We start from the raw sequence: 24,408 nt of genomic DNA, 5'->3' as shown, positions 1-24,408 counted from the left end.
CTGCACCTCAGGATCTTTTAGCGTTATATCAACCATACGGGGTAGTGACAGACCAAAATGATTGCAGAATTTTTTTTCAAAAACGCGTTTAATCTGGCAATAATTTTTGGCAGTGGCGCCGCCTTACTTCTGATGAGTATTGTGTTTCGTCGTGGCGAGAAAAGAAGAAAAGGACTTATATTTCATGCCGTACAGTTCTTCGTTTATGCCCTTATCATCGGCACGCTGGGCAGTATCGCCAATAATGTTATTGAAAACTACGATCTGAAATTCATCTCTCCAAATGCCGTCGATTTTATCTGCACATCTCTGATTGCGCTGATTCTGACAATAAAACTGTTTTTACTCATCAACCGCTTTGAAAAATCACAGATCGGTAAAGGCAGAGACGTCACCAGTGCGAAGATCCTGTCTCGCATTATTAAGATCACCATTATTATCGCCATCGTTTTACTCTATGGCGAACACTTTGGCATGAGTCTGTCCGGGTTGCTGACTTTTGGCGGCATTGGCGGCATCGCTGTTGGGATGGCGGGTAAGGACATTCTGAGCAACTTTTTCTCGGGGATTATGCTCTATTTTGATCGCCCCTTTAGCATTGGCGACTGGGTCCGTTCCCCGGACAGAAATATTGAAGGCACTGTGACTGAAATCGGCTGGCGAATGACCAAAATTAACACCTTCGACCACCGCCCTTTATATGTGCCGAATTCGATTTTCTCCTCCATTAGCGTGGAGAATCCCGGCAGGATGACCAACCGACGCATTAAAACGGTGATCGGGTTACGTTATCAGGATGCCAGTAAAACAGGTGTTATTGTTGATGCGGTCAGAACGATGCTGCAAAACCACCCTGATATCGATCAGCGCCAGACGCTACTGGTCTATTTCAATGAATTCGGCGAATCATCGCTGAATATCATGGTCTATTGCTTTAGCAAAACCACCGAATGGGAAGCCTGGCTTGCGGTTCAGCAGGATGTTTATCTGAAGATTATCGACATTGTTCAAGCGAACGGCGCAGATTTTGCGTTTCCAAGCCAGACGCTTTATCTGGATAACGCCGCGTCACCGCAACCCGCAAATTAAAAAAGACGCGGTATTCCGCGTCTTTTCGCTCACTGCTGCATATTATTTGTCGTGCTTCACAATATACATTGTCCGGCTATACGCCACGTCTTCCGGGTTATTAATGGGATAACCTTTCAGCCACGGTTTGATCAAACGTCCGTTGGTGTACTGGTAAATCGGCGCAATCGGCGCCTGTTCCATCAGGATTTTCTCTGCCGCGTTATAGTCCGCATTGCGCGCCTTCGCCGTATTTTCTACTGTCGCCTGCGTCATGATTTTATCGTAGGCCGGGTTATTGAAGCGCGAGATATTGCCCGTATGGGTCGAGGTTAACAATGACAGGAAAGTAGACGGTTCATTGTAGTCCCCCACCCAGGAGGCGCGGATAACATCAAAATTACCGGTGTTGCGGCTGTCGATATAGGTTTTCCATTCCTGGTTTTGCAGCTTCACCTCTACGCCCAGATTCTTTTTCCACATCGAGGCGACTGCAATCGCGATTTTCTGATGATTTTCAGATGTGTTATATAACAGCGTCAATTTGAGCGGTTTCTGCGGGCCATAGCCAGCCGCAAGCAATAACGTTTTTGCCTGAGCATTGAGTTCTTCCTGGCTCATTTGTTCAAATGGCGAAGGATCGGGAGTGAAGCCAGCCGTCACGTCCGGGGTGAAGCGCCAGGCCGGTTTCTCCCCGGTTCCTAATACTTTTTCCGCCATGATGCGGCGATCAATCGTCATGCTCAGCGCCAGCCGAACCCGGGAATCCGCCGTCGGGCCTTTTTGGGTGTTAAACGCATAATAATAGGTGCCCAACTGCGGCGGCGTGTAAACCTGCCCTGGTATATCCTTCAGCAACTTCTGGTACAGATTTTTCGGGAAAGATTCGGTGATATCGATATCGCCAGCCAGATAACGTTTAGTCGCTGACGACTCCTGATTAATCGGCAGGAAAGTCACTTTTTGCAGCACCGTCTTCGCATTGTCCCAGTAGTGGGTATTGGGCACCACCACCAGTTTTTCGTTGACCACGCGATCATTCAACACATAGGCGCCATTGCCGATCAGGTTTCCGGGCTTCGTCCAGTCTTTACCGCTTTCTACATTGGCTTTCTGTACCGGGTAAAAAGCAAAGTTGGCAGTCAGGTTAACAAACCACGGCAGCGGTTTATCCAGCTGTATTTTTAGCGTGCGGGCGTCCACGGCGCTAACCCCAAGCGTATCCGGCGACGCTTTACCATCAATAATCGCCTGGGCGTTATTAATGCCAGCAAGGGCGGCAAACCAGGCAAACGGTGACAGGGTTTTCGGATCAACCAGACGTTGCCAGCTGTAGACAAAATCCTGCGCGGTCACCGGAGTGCCGTCCGACCACTTTGCGTTATTGCGCAGGGTAAACGTCCAGATCCGGTTATCATTGGTCTTCCAGCGCGTAGCGACGCCAGGAATGATTTCCCCTTTCTCGTTCTGATTCACCAGACCTTCAAACAAATCGCGAATGACCTGAATCTCCGGCAGCCCAACCGCTTTTGCCGGATCTAACGACGCCGGTTCATCTTTAATATGGCGGACCAGTTCTTGCTTCTCTGCCAGTACCGTTCCGCCGGGAACATCCGCAGCGTGTGTCAGGGAGACGCTGCTAATCAACAGCGCACAACAGGTAACTGAAACAGAGTGCTTCATAAGATGCCCTTAAATGATGAAGTTAGATGACTGCGTAATTATTTGTTTCGCATGAAGGAAATGCAAACGTCTTCCTACAGAAAGTTGATATTAACCCGATATACGCATCCGCTTCCAGGAAGCCAGATAGAGGATATTGCATAGCGCGCGCAACGCGTGAAAACGATTTGATTATCTGGACAATTTGCACAACACTGCGAGTAATAACAACAGCATTCAGAGACACTTATGACCGTTACCCGTCCTCGTGCCGAGCGCGGCGCATTTCCGCCAGGAACCGAACATTATGGGCGTTCATTGCTGGGAGCGCCGTTGATCTGGTTTCCGGCTCCGGCTGCCGATCGCGAAAGCGGCCTGATTCTGGCCGGAACGCACGGCGATGAGAACGCGTCGGTGGTGACGCTCTCGTGTGCGCTGCGTACGCTGAATCCTTCACTCCGCCGTCATCATGTGGTGCTGGCGGTGAACCCGGACGGTTGCCAGCTTGGTCTGCGCGCCAATGCCAATGGCGTCGATTTGAACCGTAATTTTCCGGCGGCGAACTGGAAAGCGGGTGAGACGGTTTATCGCTGGAACAGCAGCGCCGAGGAGCGCGATGTGGTGCTGCTTACCGGCGAACATCCGGGATCTGAACCCGAAACCCAGGCGCTGTGCCAACTGATACACCGGGTGCATCCTGCCTGGGTGGTCTCCTTTCACGATCCTCTTGCCTGTATTGAAGATCCCAGACATAGCGAGTTAGGCGAATGGCTGGCCCGGGCATTTGAGCTGCCGCTGGTCTCCAGCGTAGGTTACGAAACGCCCGGTTCGTTTGGAAGCTGGTGCGCCGACCTCAATCTGCACTGTATTACCGCAGAGTTCCCGCCGATCTCGTCCGATGAAGCCAGCGAAAAGTATCTGATGGCGATGTCTACTCTGCTGCGCTGGCACCCTAAAGATGAAGTTGCCCGGTCGTAAACCGTAAAGCGGGCTCGACATCCACCGCCAGCCAGGTGGGGCCATCGAGGTCAGCAAAACGCACCTGTGGGGCCAGCGGCAACGCTGCGCTGATGGCCCTGGAGGTACACAGCATACATCCCAGCATCAGCCCAAAACCCTGTTCTCTGGCTTCGGCGGCCAGCGCCAGCGCTTCCGTCAGACCACCGGTTTTATCCAGTTTGATATTGACCATATCGTAGCGCCCCTGTAACGCTTTCAGGCTACTGCGGGTATGGCAACTTTCATCCGCACAAATAGGGAGCGGATGAACAAAATTTTCCAGCGCGGCGTCATCCTGCGCAGGTAACGGTTGTTCCAGCATCGCGACGCCTAAATCCGCCAGCAGCTGGCATCGCGCCGCCAGCCCCTCTGTACGCCAGGACTCGTTTGCATCCACGATTAGCGTCGCATCAGGCACGACGGAGCGAATCGCGACCATTCGTTCGCTGATCAGGCGATCGTCCAGCTTAATTTTGAGCAGTTTCGCCCCTTTTTCCCACAGTGCCGCCGCGCTGGCCGCCATCTGTTCAGGCGTACCGATCACGACAGTCTGTGCTGTTGTCAGCGTAGCGGGCAATTCAACGGCCACAAACTCCGCCAGCGTTTGCTGCTGCTGGCGAGCGCTCAGATCCCACAGCGCGCAATCGACCGCATTTCTGGCCGCGCCGGCAGGCAGCAATTTTTGTAGTGCTTCGCGGGTCAGCCCCTGTTCCAGTTGCGGCGCGATACTCATGATCTGCGCCAGCACCGAGGCATCGCTTTCGCCATAACGTGGATAAGGCGTACATTCCCCTACGCCTTTTACGCCCTCTTCCTCCAGCTCCACGACCACAACATGCGCTTCGGTACGACTTCCCCGGGCAATCACAAAGGGCGTGTGCAGCGGCCAGGCCTCCTCATACACCTTAACAGATCTCATTGGTTCTCCTTTTCTCGCCGTTTTTCACGTTGCAGATGCGTGGCGGTGGATTAAACACAAATAGCGTTTGCCGTGTTAACTGCTGATGGCATAAACTAGCCACGACGTTAACTATATGTAAACAGGAAGATAACCATGTCACAAACCGTTCATTTCCAGGGCAATCCAGTCGCCGTCGCCAACACCATTCCTCAAGCTGGTAGCAAAGCACAGGCTTTTACCCTCGTGGCAAAAGATCTGTCTGACGTCACACTGGCTCAGTTTGCAGGCAAGCGCAAGGTACTGAATATTTTCCCAAGTATTGATACCGGCGTTTGTGCGGCATCGGTACGTAAGTTTAACCAACTGGCGACAGAAATCGACAACACCGTCGTACTGTGCGTTTCTGCGGATCTGCCGTTCGCCCAGTCTCGTTTCTGCGGCGCGGAAGGTCTGAGCAACGTCATTACCCTTTCCACTCTGCGTAATCCTGACTTCCTGAAAGACTACGGCGTTGAAATCACTGAAGGCCCGCTGAAAGGTCTGGCGGCGCGTGCCGTGGTGGTCATTGATGAAAACGACAACGTCATTTTCAGCCAGCTGGTGAACGAAATCACCAACGAACCTGACTATGCTGCTGCGCTGGACGTGCTGAAAGCGTAAGACGGTAAAAAAGCCCGATGGCGCAACGCTCATCGGGCTTCTAATACTTGTGTCGTTTCTACTCTTCGCTTTTCTTCTGATTCAAACCGTATTCACGTAACTTATTGGCAATCGCGGTATGTGAGACGCCCAGGCGTTTCGCCAGTTTGCGCGTGCTCGGATAATTGCGATAAAGCTGCGTCAACACGGAGCGTTCAAAACGGCTGGTGATCTCATCCAGCGAGCCTTCCATCGCATCTTCACCAACGGCAACGGTCGTGGCGTCGTAATCCGGCAGCAAGATATCCTGCGGACGTAATTCGTACCCTTCAAGCTGCGTCAGCGCCCGGTAGATGGCGTTTTTAAGCTGGCGCACGTTGCCCGGCCAGCCATAACGGGTTAATACGGTGCTGAGATCGGCAGAGAGTTTTGGACGCGGCACGCCCTGCTCATCGGCAAAACGCGCCACGAAAAGTTCAGTGAGCGGCATGATATCCTGCGGGCAATCACGCAGCGGCGGCAGATTGAGCGTCAGCACATTCAGACGGTAGTAGAGATCCTCGCGGAACAGCCCTTTTTGCACCAGTTCCACCAGATTCTTCTGCGTGGCGCAGATCACCCGGACATCAACGTGAACCTCATGATCCTCGCCAACGCGACGGAAAGTGCCGTCGTTAAGAAAACGCAGCAATTTGGTCTGCATGCGTGGCGACATCTCACCAATCTCATCCAGCAGCACCGACCCCCCGTTGGCCTGTTCAAAGAAGCCTTTTTTACCTTCCGGCGCATGACCAAACAGTTCGCTTTCAACCGCATCTTCAGGAATGGAGGCGCAGTTCAATGCCAGATACGGTTTTGCCGCACGCGGGCTTGCCAGGTGACAGGCATGGGCGAAGAGATCTTTACCGGTTCCGGTATCGCCGGTAATCAGCAGTGGCGCGCTCAGCGTAGCCAGCTTGCGAGCCTGCTCTACGACATGCTTCATTTTCGCGCTGACGGCGATAATCTGGCTAAACGCGCTCAAATCCTGAGTCGTCAAATTCTGCAACTGACGCCCCATTCGGATGGTGGAACGTAACATAACGACAGCGCCCGTGAGCATGTACTCGTCATTTTCCCCTTGCAAATGAACCGGGGTAATCTCCATCAGGAAGTTCTGCCCATTAATCACCACATGCTCGTTGTGAGAGACCTGCGGGTTGCTCTCCAGCCAACGCTGGAAGTTGAAGCCGTTGATCAACTGCGCGGCAGTGTGATTGCGCATACGCTCCTGATTTTGTGCGAAAAGCTGACAGCTCGCGGGGTTCGCCATCTCTATTTTACTTTTCATATCCAGAGAGAGGACGGGTTCCGGCAACGCTTCGAGCAGTGCGCTCAGCGCCAGATGCTCGCGTTCAGACGGCATCCACGGCACCGTACGGACATCGGTCACGCCGGAAATGCGGCGGATCTCCGCCATCAGGCTGCTGAAGTTGGTGAACTCCAGTTCAGCAAAATTAAGGTAAATTCGCCCGATGGGGTCAATCTCAATACCGCGTAAATCAATGCTACGAAGCACCAGCAAATCGAGTAACTCGCGGGTCAGACCAAGACGGTCTTCACAAAAGACTTCCAGACGCATGGGAACTTTCACCTAAAACAATGAGCTATTAGATAGATGATAAGCCAGTATTCGATTAGCAGGAAGGATTCTGTCAACAATTATTGACAGCATGACGGAAAATTGGGCGCCGGGCCGTAAAGTTATACGGTCAGCGCCCTTCCAGCGATCAGTTTTCGCGCGGGGTTTTGCTTTTCTGCAAGGTCTCTTTGACCTGAACGATAAGCTGGCGACGAAAATCCCCCAGACGCGGCTTATCATCGTCGATCCACGGTAAGGGACGACACAGTTCCATCGCTTTAATGCCCAGACGAGCGGTTAACAGCCCGGCACCAATACCCTGCGCCGCACGGGCAGACAAACGCGCCGCCAGATCCTGCGACATCCAGTCCATCCCGACTTCACGCACCAGCTCGCTGGCGCCCGCAAACGCAATATTGAGCAACACCAGACGAAACAGGCGCAGGCGGCTGTAATACCCCAGTTCAATGCCATACAGCGTCGCAATGCGATTGATCAGCCGCAAATTTCGCCAGGCGATAAATGCCATATCCACCAATGCCAGCGGGCTGACGGCGATCATTAACGTGGATTCGGCGGCCGAACGGCTGATTTCACGTCGCGCCTGGGCATCCAGCACCGGTTGCACCAGTTGAGCGTATAAGCTGACCACTTCCTGATCGTTTTGCGTTTCGTGAATCGAAGCATACCAGCGCTGCAACGCCGGGTGAGACTGATCGATACCGGCCTGCTGCGCCAGCTTTTCGCAAAACGCACGGCCCTTTCCCGTACCGTGGCTGTGCAACAGGTCGCGCGCTTCATCCCGTTCATGCGCCCGCTGGCGTAATCGCCATAACCGACGCCATTCTGTCGCGACCGAGCCAACGCCTGCGCCAATGATCAACGCCCCGGCAGCACAACCGCCCAGCGCCACCCAGTCCTGGGTTTGCCATGCGTTCATGGTCCATTGCACGCCCTGGCCCACAACGCTGACGCCAAACAACGCCAGTCCCCCCATCACCATCTTGCGCCACAAACTGCGTTTAGGGCGCAGTGCGGCATCAATGACCGCTTCCGCCTGTCCCTCGTCTTCCAGAGGTTCATCCACCTGCGCGGGGGCAAAGGTCTGCGCCTGCGTCTCGCTGAAGGTCTGTTGCGTTTTAAGCATCTGGTTTTGCTCCACCTCCAGTGGACCTGCGAAATCGATACGCGGTTTTAACGGTTCGCTCATCGCAATTTGTCTCCTATTAAAAATTCCAGCGCGGCATCCAGACGAATGTGCGGCAATGGTTTGTCCACATCCATCACCTGCGGGCGAAACGCTTCAAACTGGAAACCCTGACTGTCCCAGAACGCTTGTCCCGGCAGGCGTGCGGGCACTTCGCCGGGGTACACCGTTAACGGCGTTCCGTCGCTTAAACGGTTACCGCGTAAAGCCGGGATCTTTTCACCATTCACGTCGATCAATCCACTGGTCGTCGCCTGTACGGACGCCAGTCCCAGACAATCCATGCTGATGCCTTCAAACGCCGCGTTTTGCCAGGCATCCTGAATCAGTTGCTGGAGCAAAGAGACCATATTGGCATGTTGATCGACAGTCACATGGTCTGCCTTGGTCGCCGCAAACAGCAATTTATCAATCACCGGGGAAAAGAGTCGGCGAAATAGCGTTCGCTGACCATAGTGGAAACTCTGCATCAATTGCGTCAGCGCCAGACGCATATCGTTGAACGCCTGCGGCCCGCTGTTCAACGGTTGCAGGCAATCCACCAGTACAATCTGGCGATCAAACCGCAGGAAATGATTTTTATAGAACCCTTTCACCACTTTTTCACAGTAGTAATTAAAGCGTTCACGTAACATTCCGGCGTTGGTGTGTTTGTCCGCCTGCGCCAGTATCGATTCGCCATGCGCATCCACATCCGGCCACGGGAAAAACTGCAACGCAGGCGCGCCCGCCATATCGCCCGGCAGCACAAAGCGGCCAGGCTGAATAAAGTGCAGCCCCTGCTGTTTGCATTGGTGCAGATACGCCGTCCAGGCCGCGGCGATCTCCGCCAGGCGGTTTTCATCAGCAGGCGCCAGCGGGTCCAGCCCCTGGCATAACTGACGCCATTTGGCCGACCATTCGCCCCGCTGCCCTTGCAGTAAGCCGGTCATTTGCCGGGACCAGCTCAGGTAATCCTGCGCCAGCATCGGCAAGTCGAGCAGCCATTCGCCGGGATAATCGACAATCTCCAGGTATAACGTCGAGGTGTCTTTAAAATGGCGCAGCAAAGAATCATTGGATTTGTAGCGTAACGCGAGACGGATTTCGCTCACGCCGCGCGTTGGCGTCGGCCAGGCAGGCGGCTGGCCATAAAGCTGGGCCAGCCCTTCATCGTAGGTAAAACGTGGAATACCAAAATCACGTTGTGGAACGCGTTTCACGCCCAGCAAACGCTCCTCACGCACCGCGCTTAGCAGCGGCAGTCGCGATCCGGCATGGATGTTGAGCAGTTGGTTAACCATCGCAGTGATAAACGCGGTTTTTCCACTGCGGCTAAGTCCGGTAACGGCCAGACGTAAATGCCTGTCTACACCGCGATTAACCAGCGAGTTAAGTTCGTTTTTGAGTCGCTTCATCGCCATCCTGTTGTGCCTGAAGACCAGAAAAAAATTATAACCTATGCGTATTGATGTGGGGGCAGGCTGTTGATAATCAACCGCCTTGTGTTGTCATCCGCCAGTTAACTCCATAAGATGTGCGTCATTAACTCTCGAACGGAGTTCCCCCGACTATGTCCCCTACTATTTATGATATCGCGCGCGTCGCCGGAGTATCAAAATCCACGGTATCGCGCGTGCTGAATAAACAAACCAATATCTCCCCGGAAGCACGGGAGAAAGTATTACGCGCCATTGATGAACTGCAATACCAACCGAATAAACTGGCGCGCGCCCTGACCTCTTCCGGGTTTGACGCCATTATGGTTATTTCTACTCGTTCAGCAAAAACAACGGCCGGTAATCCTTTTTTCTCTGAAGTTCTGCATGCGATTACGGCAAAGGCCGAAGAGGAAGGTTTTGATGTCATATTACAGACCTCCCGCAGTACGGAAGATGACTTGCAAAAATGCGAAAGCAAAATTAAGCAGAAAATGATCAAAGGCATTATTATGCTGAGCTCCCCGGCGGATGAGTTCTTCTTTTCGCGTCTGGATAAGTATGATGTTCCTGTTGTCGTCATTGGCAAAGTGGAAGGCGAATACGCTCATGTTTACTCTGTCGATACGGATAATTTCCAGGACAGTATTCAACTCACAAATGCATTAATTGACAGTGGTCATCAGCATATTGCCTGTCTGCATGCGCCACTTGATTTCCATGTTTCCATCGACCGTGTTAATGGTTATAAAGCCAGTCTGGAAGTCCATAAAATCCAGTGCCGTGATGAATGGATCGTTGATGGTGGATACACGCATGAAAGCGCGCTACTGGCCGCCAGAAAACTGTTAAGCCAGACTCCATTGCCAAATGCCGTTTTCGCAACAGACAGCTTAAAGTTAATGAGTTTATACCGGGTGGCGGCAGAGAAAAATATCGCGATTCCACAACAACTCGCCGTTGTCGGTTACAGTAATGAACTGCTCTCGTTTATGCTGACTCCCGCCCCAGGCGGCATTGACGTTCCCACGCAGGAATTAGGCGAGCAAAGTTGTAATCTGTTATTTAACCTGATTGCCGGCAAGAAAGGCCTGCAAAATATTATCGTAAAAACGCAAATATCATTAGCCGGCTCCCTCGCTTAAAAACTGGGGCATGAATATGCCCCAGTACATTTTAGAACGCGTAGTTGATGCCGATCCCCGCATAATGGAATTTGTCACTCTCACCTTCGTCGTGATCTTCCCACTCAAAGGCATATTCCAGCGACATTGATAACCCATTCTGGAAATCATATGCATAAAGCAAACCGAGACGGTTAAAGTCGTGACCTTCACGCTCAGGATCATCCTGCCAGTCCCAGTTGGACCAGCGATCCAGACCGATACGGGTATAAGGCGTGAGGGTGGTATTGCCTAATGCTATCGGTAAATAGGCACGGATTTCCTGTGTGGAGAATTCACCGTTATCACGGTTTTCGGCAAGATTGAAGCCACGTTCCAGGTAATAATTCACCGTCAGACCAACCGTTTCATTAAAAGTGTAATTCAGGCCGGTTTCACTTTCAACACGACTGTCTGAGTAGCCGGTGATACTCAGGTCATTGACGAATTGATACATCGCCAGCCAGCCGCTGAAACGTAAATCGTCGGTCAGTTTCACATCCCAGTCCGGTTGTACTTTCCAGCGTTGCATATTGGCGGTGTCTTTACCCGCTTCATTTACGTAATGGTAGCCATAGTTACGAAAACCGCCGGTTAAACCGAAATTAACATCATCGCTTTCGAGGAATTGATAACGAACTTCCAGTTCCGGGCGATCAAACCATGTACCGCGTTTACCGGCACTATAATCGAAAGGTCCTTCCTGATAATACGCCAGTGAAATTTTCCACGGACCGGTTGCCGCATTAAAATAGATGGACGGTTCACCCAGCCCATCCATATCTTCACCATAGCCTTCGACGTTTTCTATTTCATACATAGCACCGATATTAAAATGCCAGTCATTGTTTTCAGCAGCCTGCGCGCAAGCCATTCCTGCGCATATGACCAGCGCAGTAGAGTACAGTAAGGTTTTCATTTTTATTCCTTGTTAAAATACCGACAAAAAAAATGCACCTGCTACCGGGGGATAATTCCCCCGGAGGAATTATTTATTGAATAGCCAGTTCGGTTTCAGCATCAAAGAAATGGCATTTCGCCATATCAAAATGTATGGTGATATTTTCTCCCGCAGAATAATCGTTAATCGCCCCGGCACGGACGACCAGCTCGTGCCCCCCAACGGTGGTATAAAGCATAAATTCCGCACCGGTTAACTCAGCCACGCTAATACGCGCCGTTATGCTATTACCATCCTGTTTTTCAGGATGGATATCCTCCGGGCGAATCCCCATTACCACCGCTTTATGCTCGTGGCCTTGTTTTATTAACGCGTTCAGCTTGTCATCCGGGATTGTTAATTTCAGCGTTTCGGTAACGAATTTATCGCCATCAATTGCACCACGAATAAAGTTCATTGCAGGAGAACCAATAAATCCTGCGACAAACATATTGGCCGGATGGTTATATACCATCTTAGGCGCACCGACCTGCTGAACAATGCCATCTTTCATAATGACGATTCGCGTTGCCATCGTCATGGCTTCAGTCTGATCGTGCGTAACGTAAATCATGGTGGTATTCAGCTTCTGGTGCAGCTTACTGATCTCTGCGCGCATCTGGACACGTAATTTTGCATCCAGGTTAGACAGCGGTTCATCCATCAGGAACACACCCGCTTCACGAACGATGGCGCGCCCAAGCGCAACACGCTGACGCTGTCCGCCGGAAAGCGCGCCCGGTTTGCGTTTCAGGTAATCCCGCAATCCAAGAATTTGCGCCGCCCAGTTCACGCGTTCATCAATAATGCCCGGGTCCATCTTTTGCATTTTCAGCCCAAACGCCATGTTGTCGTAAACGGTCATGTGCGGATATAAGGCGTAATTCTGAAAGACCATGGCAATATTGCGCGCTTTTGCCGGTACATCATTCATCCGCTTACCGTCGATCAATAATTCACCGGCGCTGATCTCTTCCAGCCCCGCAATCATGCGTAGCGTGGTGGATTTGCCGCAGCCCGACGGACCGACAAAAACGATGAACTCTTTATCCTCAATCTCCAGGTTAAAATCTTTAACCACATGCACCTGGTTATCGTATATTTTTTGGATATGTTGCAACGAAAGCTGTGCCATATTGATTCCTTTACTTTGCGTTTAGCCAGAAAGCCGATAAGCACGGCCACGTCAGAAATTCCGTTGAAGGAAGATGTAACTCCGCGCCGGTTAACCCCGGACCGATACCGACAGAATGCATACCGCAGGCATTGATGGCATCAATACCCGCCTGTGCATCTTCAATACCGATGCACGCATCAGGCCTCACCCCAAGACCGTTGCAGGCGGCAAGAAAAATCTCAGGATCCGGTTTCGAGCGGGATATGTGCGCTGCGTCTGCACAAAAATCAAAAAAGTCAGCAATCTCCAGCGCCTGTAAGATTGCAGGGGCATTGAGAGAGACGGATGCCAGCCCTACCGGAATCTGTAATTCATGCAGCGAGGTCAATAACGCCCGAATACCGGGCAGGACAGAGTCGGTCGTTAACTGGCGCAGAGTGTGAACGTACAGGGCATTTTTACGCGCAGCTAGCTGCAAACATTCAGCATCGGTAAACACCCCTTCTTTACCGCCATGCTGCAAAATGCGGCACAACGATTCATTACGGCTAATGCCTTTCAAACGTTCATTGAACGCCTCATCAATCACGATCCCCGTCTCATCGGCTATCTGTTTCCACGCCAGAAAATGCAGGTGCGCGGTATCAGTAATCACGCCGTCTAAATCAAAAATGATGGCCTGAGGTTTCATTTCCCCTCCCTGGTAGCGGTCCCATTAACAGGTAAAATAACGTCACTGCATTTGAATGACCGCTCACCGTCGACAGTAACCTTGCGGTTGCAAATCCACACATCGACGGGGCCGATGCTGGTGATGCTGATGTTATCTGCATCCATGGTGATAAACAGTTCTCTGCCCTGCCACTGCAACGGAAAAGCGAGGCGTTTCCACTGCGCCGGGAGCGCCGGATGCAGATGCAGTTCGCCATGACGCACGCTTAACCCTGCAAATCCTTGTATCGCGCCCAGCCAGATAGCCCCTGTCGCTGCGGCATGAATGCCGTCATCGCAACTGTGCGGATCGTCGCCAAGATCGATTTGCCCCCCATCGCGCCAGAACTGATACCCCATTGCTGGATCTTTACAGCGCGCCGCCACGATACCGTGGATCGCTTTACTCAGAGAGGAGTCATGAATCGTGCGCGCCTCATAAAAGCGCAGGTTCGCCAGGCATGTCTGCGGCGTAAACAGATCCGGCAGCATATACATCAGCATTACCACGTCCGCCTGCTTGAGAATTTGCATCTCATTAACTTCAGCGCGTGAATAATCAAGCAGGATCGTCTGCTTGCCCGCATTGGCTTTATATTTCGCTAAATCGATAACCGGTTTGCTGAGAAACGCATCATCCTGCGGCAAAATGCCATCCTGCTGAATGTCAGGCCGCCAAAGTTTCTGCAAAAAGTATTCCGCGCGATAAATAAACGTGTCATCAGCACAACCCTGCGCACGCGCAAAACGCAGCGCCTGCTCCACGTTGTACCAGGCCATGTAGTTGGTGAAGGCATTGTTATTAACGTGCTCGGTGTACTCATCCGGGCCAATAACGTCATGAATCTCCAGACGTCCGTTCACGTCAACCGCACGACTTATCCAGAATTTGGCGGTTTCCAGCAGCAGCGCCATGCCTTCACGCGCCATAAAACTCATGTCGCCTGTGGCTTGCCAGTAGCCGATAACAGCCCAGGCAATATCGGCGACAAGATGGTGTTCCGCTAATGCCGACGCCACTTTTTGCCGCAGGCCAGTACGGATGTTGATCGCCGCAAACTCCGGCGTCTCTTCCTCACCGCTACGCGCGCTTTCCCATGGAAACAACGCGCCTTGCCAGCCGTTACGTCTCGCTTTCTCACGCGCGCCGGACAGATTATGCCAACGGTAACGTAACAGGCCTCTGGCAGTGTCTGGCTCGGTAAACAGATGAAACGGCAGCAGAAAAACCTCGGTATCCCAGAATACGTGGCCCTTGTAACCTTCTCCGGTTAATCCTTTTGCCGCGATGCTGCTGCGCTCATCATGAACCGGCGTCATGATACGTAAGTGATAGAGCGCGAAATCTAACGCGCGCTGATCGCCAGGCGCCACGCTGCTGACCTGAACACGGCGACGCTGCCACCAGCGATGCCAGTTAGCGGCGGTTTCTGCTCTTAGCGCGTCGTACCCCTGCTCAGCACAGGCTTCAAGTTGACGAAGGGCCTGACTCCCCCAGGTTTCAGGCGAGGTATTCCGTTCAGATGTCCACTCAATCCAGACCAATTTCTCCAGCGTGATACGCTGGCCCACTTTTACACACAAACTGTTGTGTTGCATCAGGCGGCGATCTTTTGCCGTAAAGCAACGTTGCACATCGCCTTTCACGCGGCAGAAAGCGGAAATGGAAATATCGTTGCGGCCATCCTGAGTCGTATAGACCCCCTGCAAAAGGTGCTGTCCGAACACTCTGACCTGTGTTTCGTCCAGATGCTGACGGCCATGGTTAGTTATCGTCGCGTCAATGCCGGTCGAGAGAGAAAGCGTGGCGTCGGCGTCCAACGGCGTAATAGTCATTTCCATCGCAAACAGCGGTAACTTTTCTGCGGATGCAAAACGGCGGCTTTCGATCGCAAAGCGCATGCCGCCAGGCGAGCGCCATATCAGCGAACGGCGCAACTCTCCGGTGGCAAAATCCACATCGCGCCGCCAGCTTTCAATTGTGCCGCTCAGCAGGGAGAAAATATCGCCATTCAGCGTTATCTCTACGCCAACCACATCGGGGAGATTGACCAGTTCATTAATCTCTCCCTTGCCAGCCTGATGATAGAGGCCCGCCAGAAACATGCCGCGAGTCTGTACTGTATACGCTTCTTCGTGGCTTGCGCGGATCCCCATATAACCATTACCTGACGCCATAAGTGAGGCATATTTATTCAGGCTGTGCAGGCAAAAAAACGGGTCTGTTAACATTACAGGCTTCATCATAATTCCACGCAGGTTCCTGTTTCAGCAGAGTGATACAACGCAGCCACAAGTTGTTGAATGACAAAACCTTGTTCTGCATCGGCGATCGTCACTGGCTCCCCTTTCACATGATTGACAAAAGCATCCATACTCCGAAAATGGCGGTGATCATCCGCAACGTCACGCTGAAACAGGACCGCCAGCTCCCCCTCCCGGTCGGTGTAAACCTGTGCCGGGAAAAGCGTTGCTCCGGCCTTATCACCGCAAAAATTCACGTTCATGACCGACTGCTCTGGAATGTTGAGCGCAAAGGAGGTTTCCAGCCGCAAGATGCCGCCATTGTGAAATTCGATTGTGCCGAACAGCGCATCTTCAACGGTGTACGTTGCCGGGTCCCATTCACCAAACTGCCCGCTGTTTTTGCAGGTGCCGATTTTTTGAAAGCTGTGCGCGCAAACCCGTTTAACCGCCGGGAACCCTAAGACATACATTGCCGCATCCAGCATATGCACGCCGATATCGATCAACGGCCCCCCGCCCTGCAAGGCTTTGTTGGTGAATACACCCCAGCCGGGCACTCCGCAGCGGCGCAAGGCTCTGGCATTGGTGACATAGATTTCACCCAGCACGCCAGCCACAACCTGTTCACGCAACAATTGCGTGTCCAGCGCAAAGCGATGATGAAAATCGTAGGCCAACACCTTTCCCATTCGTCGCGCGGTTTTGCACATCTCCAGCGCCTGTTCTGGCGTCATGGCGGGAGGCTTCTCACACATCACATGACAACCGGCTTCCAGGGCCAGCATGGTGTGTTCGTAATGAAAACGATTTGGCGAACAGACGCTGACGATATCCGGCTGAGCGTCGCGCAGCATCTTCTCTGGGTCATCCCAGACCTGTGCATTACCGTATTTATCTGCCAACGCTTGCGCCTGGGACAGGCGGCTGTCACAGACAGCCACCAGTTCCAGATCCTCGCGGGTGCAGTAGTACGAAGCATGAACCTTATCCGCCACCTGCCCGGCGCCAATGATGGCGACACGCAACGGCGCGCTTGTCATTGCACTTTTCACGGGAACCCTCTTAGCAGGTACGCAACCAGGCCAATGACTGACGGTAGGCTTCCGGCAGATTATCTGCGCGTACCCGCCCTTCATACACCACATACCCCTGATAATTGTCCTGCCGCAACTGATCAAACAGCGCGCCGAAATTCAGGGTGCCGGTTCCCGGCTGATAGCGGTGGTTGTCGGCAATATGCACATGGCCAAGCAGATCCCGGTTGTCATGCAGCGCCTTCGCCATATCGTCTTCTTCGATGTTCATGTGATAAAAATCACCGATAATCTCTACATGTTTGAGATCGTTTTCGACGATATAGCGACGAGCGTCGGCAAGCGTATTGATCATGTGATCCTGGTAGCGGTTAAGCGGTTCCAGGTACACCACCGTTCCAGTGCGCTCAGCCACGTTGTCAAGGAAACGCAGCGAGTCGCTCACCGCTTTGCGATCGCCTTCCAGGCTGCGCGGCGAGGCCATTGGCGGCAAACGGAAGGTAAACATTCCCCACGCGGCCGGCACGATAATGCCTTTGCCGCCCACTTCCGCCAGCGCTTCAAGAATGCGTTCAATTTGTTTCAGGCCGTTCAGACGGCGCTCTTCAATAAAATCGCCAATCCAGCCGTCGTAACCACCGCAGGCTGTGGTAACAGGCAGACCCGTTTCTTTAATCGCCGCTTTGACGTCATCAAGGTTATTGACCAGCAATTTGCCGTCGATCTCAAACCCGTCAAACCCCATCTCTTTGATATAGCGAAATTTATCCAGAATATTTTCTGGAAAGAAAGCCTGATTCTGAGTTCCAATTTTCATAGTATTCATTCCCTTAGAATTAAAACGTCACGCCCATTTTGATGCTCTTTTCCGGGTGCTTGTCGACAAACTCCATATAGCTTTCCGGGCTGTTGGCAAACGTTACGATGGGGTCGATAATCTCTTCGCAATCGAGATAACCATTCATCAGCAATTCCCAGCAGGTTTCTTCAATACGCTTACGGTTCCAGCGCGGGTAATCAGGGTTCGGCTCACTACAGGCACGAGCGAAAACGATTTTGGCGTTATTGAAGTGCGCTTCACGCCCGAGATTGAATCCCGCCGCAAACGGTTTAGCGAAAGCCACGTAGGAGATAGTGCCGCCGTAGGCCAGCCCGCGCAGCGCCGACTGTAACGCGTCAGCATAACCACAGGTTTCGATGATCACATCAGCGCCCTGTTTCCCGGTCAGTTTTTTAATTTCCATACCGACATCCGTGCCGACCGGGTTCAGGTAGTAATCCGCGCCATGACGACGCGCAATATCACAGCGGTGAGCGATCGGGTCTACGCCGATAACCACTGACGCTCCCGCTTTTTTCGCCAGTTGCACCGCAATCTGACCAATCGCGCCCAGCCCGACAATCACGACAAAGTCACCCACGCGCACATTCGCGTCACGCACGCCGCTCATCGCGAATTGTGCCGGGTCATAGCAGACTGCGTTTTTCCAGGAACACCCTTCCGGCATTTTGCGCAGCTTATAGTTATTAACGGCGTTGATGATGACCGTCTCAGAAAGCGGACCATAACCACATACGCGATCGCCCACGGCATAGTCCGTCACGTCACTGCCGCATTCGATAATGTCGCCCACCACCATGTTACCGAGCTGGAACTTACCGAATTCGATACCGCGCGGCGCGCCTTCCGGGCGTGGCATAAACATCTGCCATTGCGCATCAAAATCTTCATCAATGAACGGGCTGGCAGCGCGGAAATCAACCACCTCAGTACCATGCTTCGGCGCGCCAAACAGAACGCGGATTTTCACTTCGTTGGCTAAAATCGCGCGATCTTCATACTCCACAAGCGCCGCAACGCGCGGTTCGGTGGCAACTAACTTTTTCATTTACAACTCCTTAATTAAACTGGCCGCCTTAGCCCTTCACGCCACCAGCGGTCAAACCACTCTTAATAAAACGTTCGGAAAGCGCATACATAATGACGACAGGTAATGCCGTTACCAGCGACGCCGCCATCATGCGTCCCCAGATATAATCCGGCGTGCTAAACAGCGTATTCAGCCCTACCGGAAGGGTGAAATTGCTGGCGCTGGAGAGGAAAATCGACGCAAACAGATAGTCATTCCAGGCCACCATAAAGCAGTAGACAAACACCGAGACCAGACCAGACATCGCCAGCGGAACGGTAATGCGGAAAATAATTTGCAGACGGTTCAAGCCATCCATCATGGCGGCCTCTTCAATCTCATCCGGGATGGTGTCGAAGTAGCTTTTCAGCATGAACACCGCGGTCGGCAGCGTCTGAGTGACCATCGTGATAATGAGCGCCATTTCGGTGTCATAAATGCCTAACGCAGTGATGATTTTGAACAACGGCACCACCAGCAAAATGCCGGAGAACATGTACACGGTGTAAAAGCTGGCATTAATGGTCATGCGACCTTTAAAGCGCAGACGTGACAGCGCGTACGCGCCAAGCGTGCCCAAAAATACGGCCACAACGGATGACACTACCGACACCACCATGCTGTTGCGGAAATAATCGACAAACGGGAAAATCAGCGGATTAAAAATGTCGATATAGTGTTCCAGCGTCCAGTGCTGCGGGAAAAGGGTCGGATGCAGTGAAATCGCCTCTTTCGCGCTTTTAAACGAGGTCATCAGCATCACAAAGAAAGGAAACAGCGTGATGAGAAGAAAGACGATCAGGCCACAGTAAAAGCCGACACGCTCAAGTTTGCGTTTATTTGTTGCCATTGAGATTCACCCGTTTTCTGGTCAGCAAGATGACGGCAAAAATAATGATGAAGAGCACCACGGAAATGGCGGCTGCTTTACCTAAGTCATTAAATGCAAATGCTGTTTTGTAGAGATACACCCCGAGAATATCGACCTTCGTCGTCAACAGATAAACATCGGCGAACATGTAGAACATCCAGATGGTGCGTAAGGTCACGACCGTCGCCAGCACCGGCATGATGGCGGGCAGCGTTACGATGCGAAATCGCTGCCAGGCATTCGCGCCATCCATTTCGGCTGCTTCATACAGCGATTTATCGATAGTCTGTAAGATCGCCAGGAATGAAATGAACGCATACGGGAAGTAACGCCAGATCGCAAACAACACCACCAGCGCGAAACTACTGCCCGGATTGTCGAACCACAGCGGCGCATGATCGTAGAGATGCAGCAGATCCACGCCGAGGTAGTTCACAATGCCGTAGCCGTTGTTGAACATGTACTTCCAGGCGAACACCAGCGAGATGGACGGCGTCACATAAGAGAGGATCACCAGCGAACGTGCCGTTTTACGCAGGCGAAACTCCCGGTTAAAGAACATCGCGACGCCCAGCCCCAGTGCGGTACTACCGGCCACAACCAGCGCGGTATACCAGATCGTCATCCACAGCGCGTGCCAGAACCCAGGATCGGAGAGAATGTTAATGTAGTTGCTAAACCCCACGAACGTTGAGGCAATTCGCGGATTAAGCGGCAAACGCAAAAAACTGATTTCGATATTCGATATCATCGGCCATGCCACCAGACCGCCCAGCAGTAATAAACTGGGCGCCAGCAGCAACATCGCGAATGGCATATCGGAACGACCGGAAAAAAGCCTGGTCATAACTGCTTTCCTCTTTCCGCATTAGCGCTGTTCAACAAGGGTATCCAGCTTTTTCTGGCTTTCCTTAAGGGCCGAAGACAGGCTGGCGTTACCCACCGTCACGTTATGCACCAGCGAACTCACCACGCCAGAGCCCGTCACGTCGCCCATACGGGTAAAGTTCTTGTCGCCCACCGCGCCAAACACCTGGATATTAGGCAGTTTTGCAATCAACTGATAAGGCAGATCGCCAAGCGCGTTGATCACATCGTTTTCCTTCCACACGGGCGTGTTCACCACGGCTTTGTTGACCGGCAGTGCCGCTCCCGGAGACATCATCACCCAGTCCGCAATGTTGTCCGCCTGCTCCATAAAGGTGACAAATTTCTCGGCCGCCTCCGTCTCTTCCGCTTTCTGTCCGCTGGTGATAGTCAGCGAAGTCAACATGCCATAGACAGCAGAGGTTTTTTCCGTCGGAACGACAAACCCCACGTTCTGCGGTTCGCCTTCTTTAATGACGGCCGGGAGGATATAGGTGGAATAAATCGCCATTGGTGCAGTCCCGTTCATGAAAGCGTCTTTCACTTCCATAATGTCGTTAGAACCCGGCATCGTATTTGCCGCCAGCGCACGATAATATTCCAGCGCCTGCGCCATCTCTGGCGTATCAAGGGTTATTTTTCCTTGTGCATCAAAGACGTTGGCCTGATTTGACAACGCAAACTGCGAGAAAGACTGTTCAGTCAGCACGCTCTCCGCCGTCGGTAGCGCAATACCGTATTTCTTACTGGCGGGATCGTTGAGTTTTTGCGCGACGGTCAGCAATTGCTGCCAGTTTTTTGGCTCTTCCAGCCCGGCTTTCGCCAGAACATCTTTGCGATACCAGATACCGCCAATCCAGGCACTTACCGGAACGCCGGTCCACGCCGCGCTATCTTCAGTACGCACAATGCGCAGCACACCGTCATAAAACGCGCTTTCACCCACGTTCTGAATAACATCCGCAACAGCATCACGGTCGATCAGTTGCTCTTTATCCATCACTTTGGCGTAATCATGGCTGGTCTCAATAACCTCCGGCAGCGAGCCGCTGCGCGCCAGCGTGATCACTTTGGTGTTATAGGCATCTTCCTCAACAGGAACCTGTTTCACTGTGATTCCAGGATTTTCTTTCTCAAAACGCGTAATCAGTTTTGTAATAACGGCCTGACGCTCCTGTTCCACCGACGAATGCATAAATTCAATGGAGACATGAGATTGTTTGTCATCTTTGCACCCTGAAATCAGGGCGCAGGAAACCAGTGCTGATAACAGCACAACGTTAGATTTAAGCATTAGATGTTCCTTATTATTTTTTAATCCACATAACCTGCCATGGGTGCAGCGTTAATGTTTCCCCGGTGATATAACTTTCACTAATTAAGTCATAACCACCCGAGCAACAAATATTCACAGTTTGAATTTGATCGCTCACATTAAACAATGCAGTAATGGCTTCGCCATCTTTTGTTGTACGCGTCACTCGCATAACTTCTGATGTGAGACTCTCTATTTCAAAAGCGCTTTTCGGATGAAAGGCATTATTATGACGACGTATAATAATAAGCTTTGATAATGTCTGAAAGACGTTATGTCTTAGCGTGTCGTCATCGTTTAAAGCCGATCCAATTGTTGCCAGATCATATTTTTTACGATTAATAGCGCGGTTATACCCCAGTTGTTCCACACCATCATAGTCATTACGAGAACCCAGAATACTTTGAATATATACCGCAGGTACGCCAGGGAAACTCAATAATATGGCATGCGCTAAAATAAACCGGGCGAGTCTCTCATCATCACTACTGTCGCGCTTGCTGAGCGCATCCATATAAGTAACATTGATTTCGTAAGGGCTTCGACTCCCGTCCGGGTTGTTTTTCCAGTTGACTAACGCCCCTTCCTGCTGCAACGCTTCAACTAATTGCAGTATTTCCTCTTCCGGCAAAATACCGCGTAATGGATTCAGGCCTATTCCGTCATGGGAAGCCAGAAAGTTAAACCAGGTCGTTTTCGAGGATGGCAGCGACAGCGTTTTCGCCCAGTCGCACAACGCACGCGTATCCTGGCGTTGCACGGCATGCAATACCAGCGGCGGAAGAGAAAACTGGTAGACCATGTGCGCTTCATCATAGCCATTACCCAGATAGGAAATGTTATCCTGATGCGGAACGTTGGTCTCAGTAATGATGACGGTCCCCGGAGCCACCTCATCAGCAATAGCCCGGAACAGCTTGATTAACTGGTGCGTTTTTTCCAGGTGAATACACGTTGTACCCGGTGCTTTCCACATAAACCCGACGGCGTCCAGACGAATATAGTCCGCCCCTTGTTCGAGGTAGGTCAGTAAAACATCAACCATCGCCAGCAGCACGTCAGGGCAAGCATAATTCAGGTCAATCTGATCATCACTGAATGTCGTCCATAAATGACGGACGGTGCCATCGTGCAATGTAAAAGGCGTCAGTAACGGTAATGCGCGCGGACGCGTCACTGCACTCAGGTCTGTCGAAGGGGCCATTTCAATAAAGAAATGCTCATAGCCCGGCTTTTGCTGTAAATAGTTTTTAAACCATTCACTTTTGGCAGACATATGATTGCAGACAAAATCAAACATTAATTGACTTGTTTGATTCAGTTCACCGATATCTTTCCACTCCCCTGTTTCCTGCGCCACCTGGTGATAATCAATGACCGAAAATCCATCATCAGATGACCATGGATAAAAAGGTAACAGATGGACATGAGAAAAACTCGCGCTTAGCCGTTCACGGAAGAACTGATTAAATGCGGGAAGCGGTTTTGACATCTCACAGTGAAATTGGTCGGCATAGGTAATAAGCACAACATCACTTTCATCCCAATGCAACTTACGCTGTTTTTTAATTAATGAACGTGATTTTTCAATACGCCTTTCCAGTACGTCGTAGTGGCGTTGCGAAAATGTTTTCCCATAGACTTCAAGCAGGTATTTCTGGATTTTTTGGCTCACTTTTGTTTTCCGTGGTAGCGGTCCCATGAAAGAAGAGACTACTCCGTGAAAAATAAGCTGTCAATCAGGCGAGCGGGTTTAGAGGGGGGATAAAAAAGAATTTTGGCAGCCCAAAAATCGTATTTGTGAGCTGCCGCAAATTACCGGGGAATATGTAATCGAAGTGTTACTCTGCGTACACAGAATCGTAGTCAGGGATGATTTCCGGTATAACGCCGGGATAATTTAGCCGCTGCCCGGCTCAGTAAAGGCTCAAGCGCCAACGCCAGCAACATCTTCAGCGGGCGCCGGGCCACGGATTTCACCGCCCACCCCGCTACGCCTGCGGGACCGTAGCGTAACGCGGTCAGGAGAACCAGCTTCCCTGCAAGTTTAAAGCCCGGCTTCACCTTTTGCCCGGCGCGTTGCCAGCGAGTATTCATCTCTGTCCTCTTACAATTGACGGAAGCGGCTGCGTAACGTGAAGGTATCAGAGGTCACATAGCGCTCCATTTCGCGTAAACGTTTTTCGCCAGCGGCCAGTTCACGATCCACCGCATCTAACAGTTCACCGCTGGAAGGCTGTTGCTCGCCCGTTGCCATGCTGTCCGGCATCGGGTCCAGTACAAAAGAGAGAATGATGTAAGCCACCAGGGTGAAAAATGCCAGACCAAAGAAGATCGATAACACCACCAGGATACGCACCAGTTTCACCGGTACATCAAGGTACTGCGCGATACCGGCACACACCCCTCGCACCATCCCTTGCTGCGGCATACGCCATAATTTCTTGTTCAGGTTAATTCCTCCCATTAGCGATCCCTCCAGTTCGGATGTTCGGCGTCAAGAATGGCTTCCAGCGCCTGAATACGCTCGCGCATGCGTTGTGCTTCGTCGGTTAGCTGCATTAAACGTTGCTGTTCGCTTTGCGACAGTTCGCCCCGACCGGAACGGTTGCTGTAATGCAGCCATAACCAAATCGGTAACACGAACAGCACGAAAATGGTTAACGGTATGGCCAGAAATAACGCGCTCATGAGTGCTCCTTACAGGTGATGAGCGGC

At 51.9% G+C, this 24,408-nt stretch carries 23 protein-coding genes; 4 read left to right on the top strand and 19 right to left on the bottom strand.

What is annotated here, in order from left to right; translation table 11 throughout:
* The first annotated feature begins 57 nt into the window (after positions 1-57).
* Positions 58-1,089 (top strand): mechanosensitive ion channel family protein, encoded by a 1,032-nt coding sequence (locus FD428_RS10620; RefSeq protein WP_114847870.1) that lies wholly within the window; start codon positions 58-60, stop codon positions 1,087-1,089.
* 42 nt (positions 1,090-1,131) lie between these two features.
* On the opposite strand, the gene FD428_RS10615 is transcribed toward FD428_RS10620, so the two are convergent.
* Positions 1,132-2,751 carry an ABC transporter substrate-binding protein gene (locus FD428_RS10615; RefSeq protein ID WP_012132280.1) on the bottom strand — a complete coding sequence of 540 codons (1,620 nt, stop codon included), beginning with the start codon at positions 2,749-2,751 and terminating at the stop codon, positions 1,132-1,134.
* A 228-nt stretch (positions 2,752-2,979) separates the two neighbouring features.
* On the opposite strand from FD428_RS10615, the gene mpaA reads away from it, so the two are divergent.
* Positions 2,980-3,708 (top strand): murein tripeptide amidase MpaA, encoded by a 729-nt coding sequence (mpaA, locus tag FD428_RS10610; protein WP_012132279.1) that lies wholly within the window; start codon positions 2,980-2,982, stop codon positions 3,706-3,708.
* On the opposite strand, the gene ycjG is transcribed toward mpaA, so the two are convergent.
* Complete coding sequence (gene ycjG, locus FD428_RS10605; protein ID WP_012132278.1) at positions 3,683-4,648, bottom strand: L-Ala-D/L-Glu epimerase; 966 nt, start codon at positions 4,646-4,648, stop codon at positions 3,683-3,685. The genes mpaA and ycjG overlap by 26 nt on opposite strands.
* A gap of 135 nt (positions 4,649-4,783) precedes the next feature.
* Between ycjG and tpx the strand changes: the two genes are divergently transcribed.
* Positions 4,784-5,290, top strand: a complete 507-nt coding sequence (gene tpx, locus FD428_RS10600; RefSeq protein ID WP_012132276.1) for a thiol peroxidase — start codon at positions 4,784-4,786, stop codon at positions 5,288-5,290.
* Between the two features lie 58 nt (positions 5,291-5,348).
* Here tpx and tyrR read toward each other — a convergent pair whose 3' ends face one another.
* From tyrR to FD428_RS10585, 3 genes are all read right to left on the bottom strand, one after another.
* On the bottom strand, positions 5,349-6,890 hold the full coding sequence (gene tyrR / locus FD428_RS10595; protein ID WP_012132271.1) for a transcriptional regulator TyrR: 1,542 nt from the start codon (positions 6,888-6,890) through the stop codon (positions 5,349-5,351).
* 148 nt (positions 6,891-7,038) lie between these two features.
* Positions 7,039-8,100 carry a YcjF family protein gene (locus tag FD428_RS10590; RefSeq protein ID WP_114847869.1) on the bottom strand — a complete coding sequence of 354 codons (1,062 nt, stop codon included), beginning with the start codon at positions 8,098-8,100 and terminating at the stop codon, positions 7,039-7,041.
* Positions 8,097-9,494, bottom strand: a complete 1,398-nt coding sequence (locus tag FD428_RS10585; protein WP_058669435.1) for a YcjX family protein — start codon at positions 9,492-9,494, stop codon at positions 8,097-8,099. Before FD428_RS10585 ends, FD428_RS10590 begins: the two co-directional genes overlap by 4 nt.
* A gap of 155 nt (positions 9,495-9,649) precedes the next feature.
* On the opposite strand from FD428_RS10585, the gene FD428_RS10580 reads away from it, so the two are divergent.
* Positions 9,650-10,660, top strand: coding sequence for a LacI family DNA-binding transcriptional regulator (locus FD428_RS10580; protein WP_114847868.1), 1,011 nt, complete (start codon positions 9,650-9,652; stop codon positions 10,658-10,660).
* A 31-nt stretch (positions 10,661-10,691) separates the two neighbouring features.
* On the opposite strand, the gene FD428_RS10575 is transcribed toward FD428_RS10580, so the two are convergent.
* The 14 genes from FD428_RS10575 to pspB form a co-directional block, all read right to left on the bottom strand.
* Positions 10,692-11,597 (bottom strand): OmpG family monomeric porin, encoded by a 906-nt coding sequence (locus FD428_RS10575; protein WP_071258376.1) that lies wholly within the window; start codon positions 11,595-11,597, stop codon positions 10,692-10,694.
* A 73-nt stretch (positions 11,598-11,670) separates the two neighbouring features.
* Complete coding sequence (locus tag FD428_RS10570; protein WP_071258377.1) at positions 11,671-12,753, bottom strand: ABC transporter ATP-binding protein; 1,083 nt, start codon at positions 12,751-12,753, stop codon at positions 11,671-11,673.
* A gap of 10 nt (positions 12,754-12,763) precedes the next feature.
* Positions 12,764-13,426, bottom strand: coding sequence for a beta-phosphoglucomutase (gene pgmB / locus FD428_RS10565; RefSeq protein WP_114847867.1), 663 nt, complete (start codon positions 13,424-13,426; stop codon positions 12,764-12,766).
* Positions 13,423-15,693 carry a glycoside hydrolase family 65 protein gene (locus FD428_RS10560; protein ID WP_137675737.1) on the bottom strand — a complete coding sequence of 757 codons (2,271 nt, stop codon included), beginning with the start codon at positions 15,691-15,693 and terminating at the stop codon, positions 13,423-13,425. Before FD428_RS10560 ends, pgmB begins: the two co-directional genes overlap by 4 nt.
* Positions 15,690-16,745 (bottom strand): Gfo/Idh/MocA family protein, encoded by a 1,056-nt coding sequence (locus FD428_RS10555; RefSeq protein ID WP_114847866.1) that lies wholly within the window; start codon positions 16,743-16,745, stop codon positions 15,690-15,692. The genes FD428_RS10560 and FD428_RS10555 overlap by 4 nt, the downstream gene beginning before the upstream one ends.
* Positions 16,746-16,755: 10 nt before the next feature.
* On the bottom strand, positions 16,756-17,544 hold the full coding sequence (locus tag FD428_RS10550) for a sugar phosphate isomerase/epimerase (RefSeq protein WP_071258381.1): 789 nt from the start codon (positions 17,542-17,544) through the stop codon (positions 16,756-16,758).
* A 19-nt stretch (positions 17,545-17,563) separates the two neighbouring features.
* Entirely contained in the window at positions 17,564-18,616 is a 1,053-nt protein-coding gene (locus tag FD428_RS10545; RefSeq protein ID WP_114847865.1) for a zinc-binding alcohol dehydrogenase, read from the bottom strand.
* A 28-nt stretch (positions 18,617-18,644) separates the two neighbouring features.
* The gene (locus FD428_RS10540) at positions 18,645-19,487 is read right to left on the bottom strand and encodes a carbohydrate ABC transporter permease (RefSeq protein ID WP_071258384.1); all 843 of its coding nucleotides are present in this window, start codon (positions 19,485-19,487) and stop codon (positions 18,645-18,647) included.
* Positions 19,474-20,355, bottom strand: a complete 882-nt coding sequence (locus FD428_RS10535; protein ID WP_110494216.1) for a carbohydrate ABC transporter permease — start codon at positions 20,353-20,355, stop codon at positions 19,474-19,476. Before FD428_RS10535 ends, FD428_RS10540 begins: the two co-directional genes overlap by 14 nt.
* A gap of 21 nt (positions 20,356-20,376) precedes the next feature.
* Positions 20,377-21,669 (bottom strand): ABC transporter substrate-binding protein, encoded by a 1,293-nt coding sequence (locus FD428_RS10530; protein WP_071258387.1) that lies wholly within the window; start codon positions 21,667-21,669, stop codon positions 20,377-20,379.
* 13 nt (positions 21,670-21,682) lie between these two features.
* The gene (locus FD428_RS10525; RefSeq protein WP_114847864.1) at positions 21,683-23,392 is read right to left on the bottom strand and encodes a sugar phosphorylase; all 1,710 of its coding nucleotides are present in this window, start codon (positions 23,390-23,392) and stop codon (positions 21,683-21,685) included.
* A gap of 164 nt (positions 23,393-23,556) precedes the next feature.
* A complete protein-coding gene (pspD, locus tag FD428_RS10520) occupies positions 23,557-23,787 on the bottom strand; it encodes a phage shock protein PspD (RefSeq protein ID WP_071258391.1) in 231 nt (76 codons plus the stop codon).
* Between the two features lie 10 nt (positions 23,788-23,797).
* Positions 23,798-24,157 carry an envelope stress response membrane protein PspC gene (pspC, locus tag FD428_RS10515; protein WP_012132267.1) on the bottom strand — a complete coding sequence of 120 codons (360 nt, stop codon included), beginning with the start codon at positions 24,155-24,157 and terminating at the stop codon, positions 23,798-23,800.
* Positions 24,157-24,381: an envelope stress response membrane protein PspB gene (gene pspB / locus FD428_RS10510; protein WP_012132266.1), complete on the bottom strand. Its 225-nt coding sequence runs from the start codon at positions 24,379-24,381 to the stop codon at positions 24,157-24,159. The genes pspC and pspB overlap by 1 nt, the downstream gene beginning before the upstream one ends.
* Positions 24,382-24,408: the final 27 nt, after the last annotated feature.

Source organism: Citrobacter sp. TBCP-5362, assembly GCF_005406305.1.
In the GTDB taxonomy this organism is placed as follows: domain Bacteria; phylum Pseudomonadota; class Gammaproteobacteria; order Enterobacterales; family Enterobacteriaceae; genus Citrobacter_B; species Citrobacter_B koseri.
This window is presented reverse-complemented; position numbering and strand designations above follow the sequence as displayed.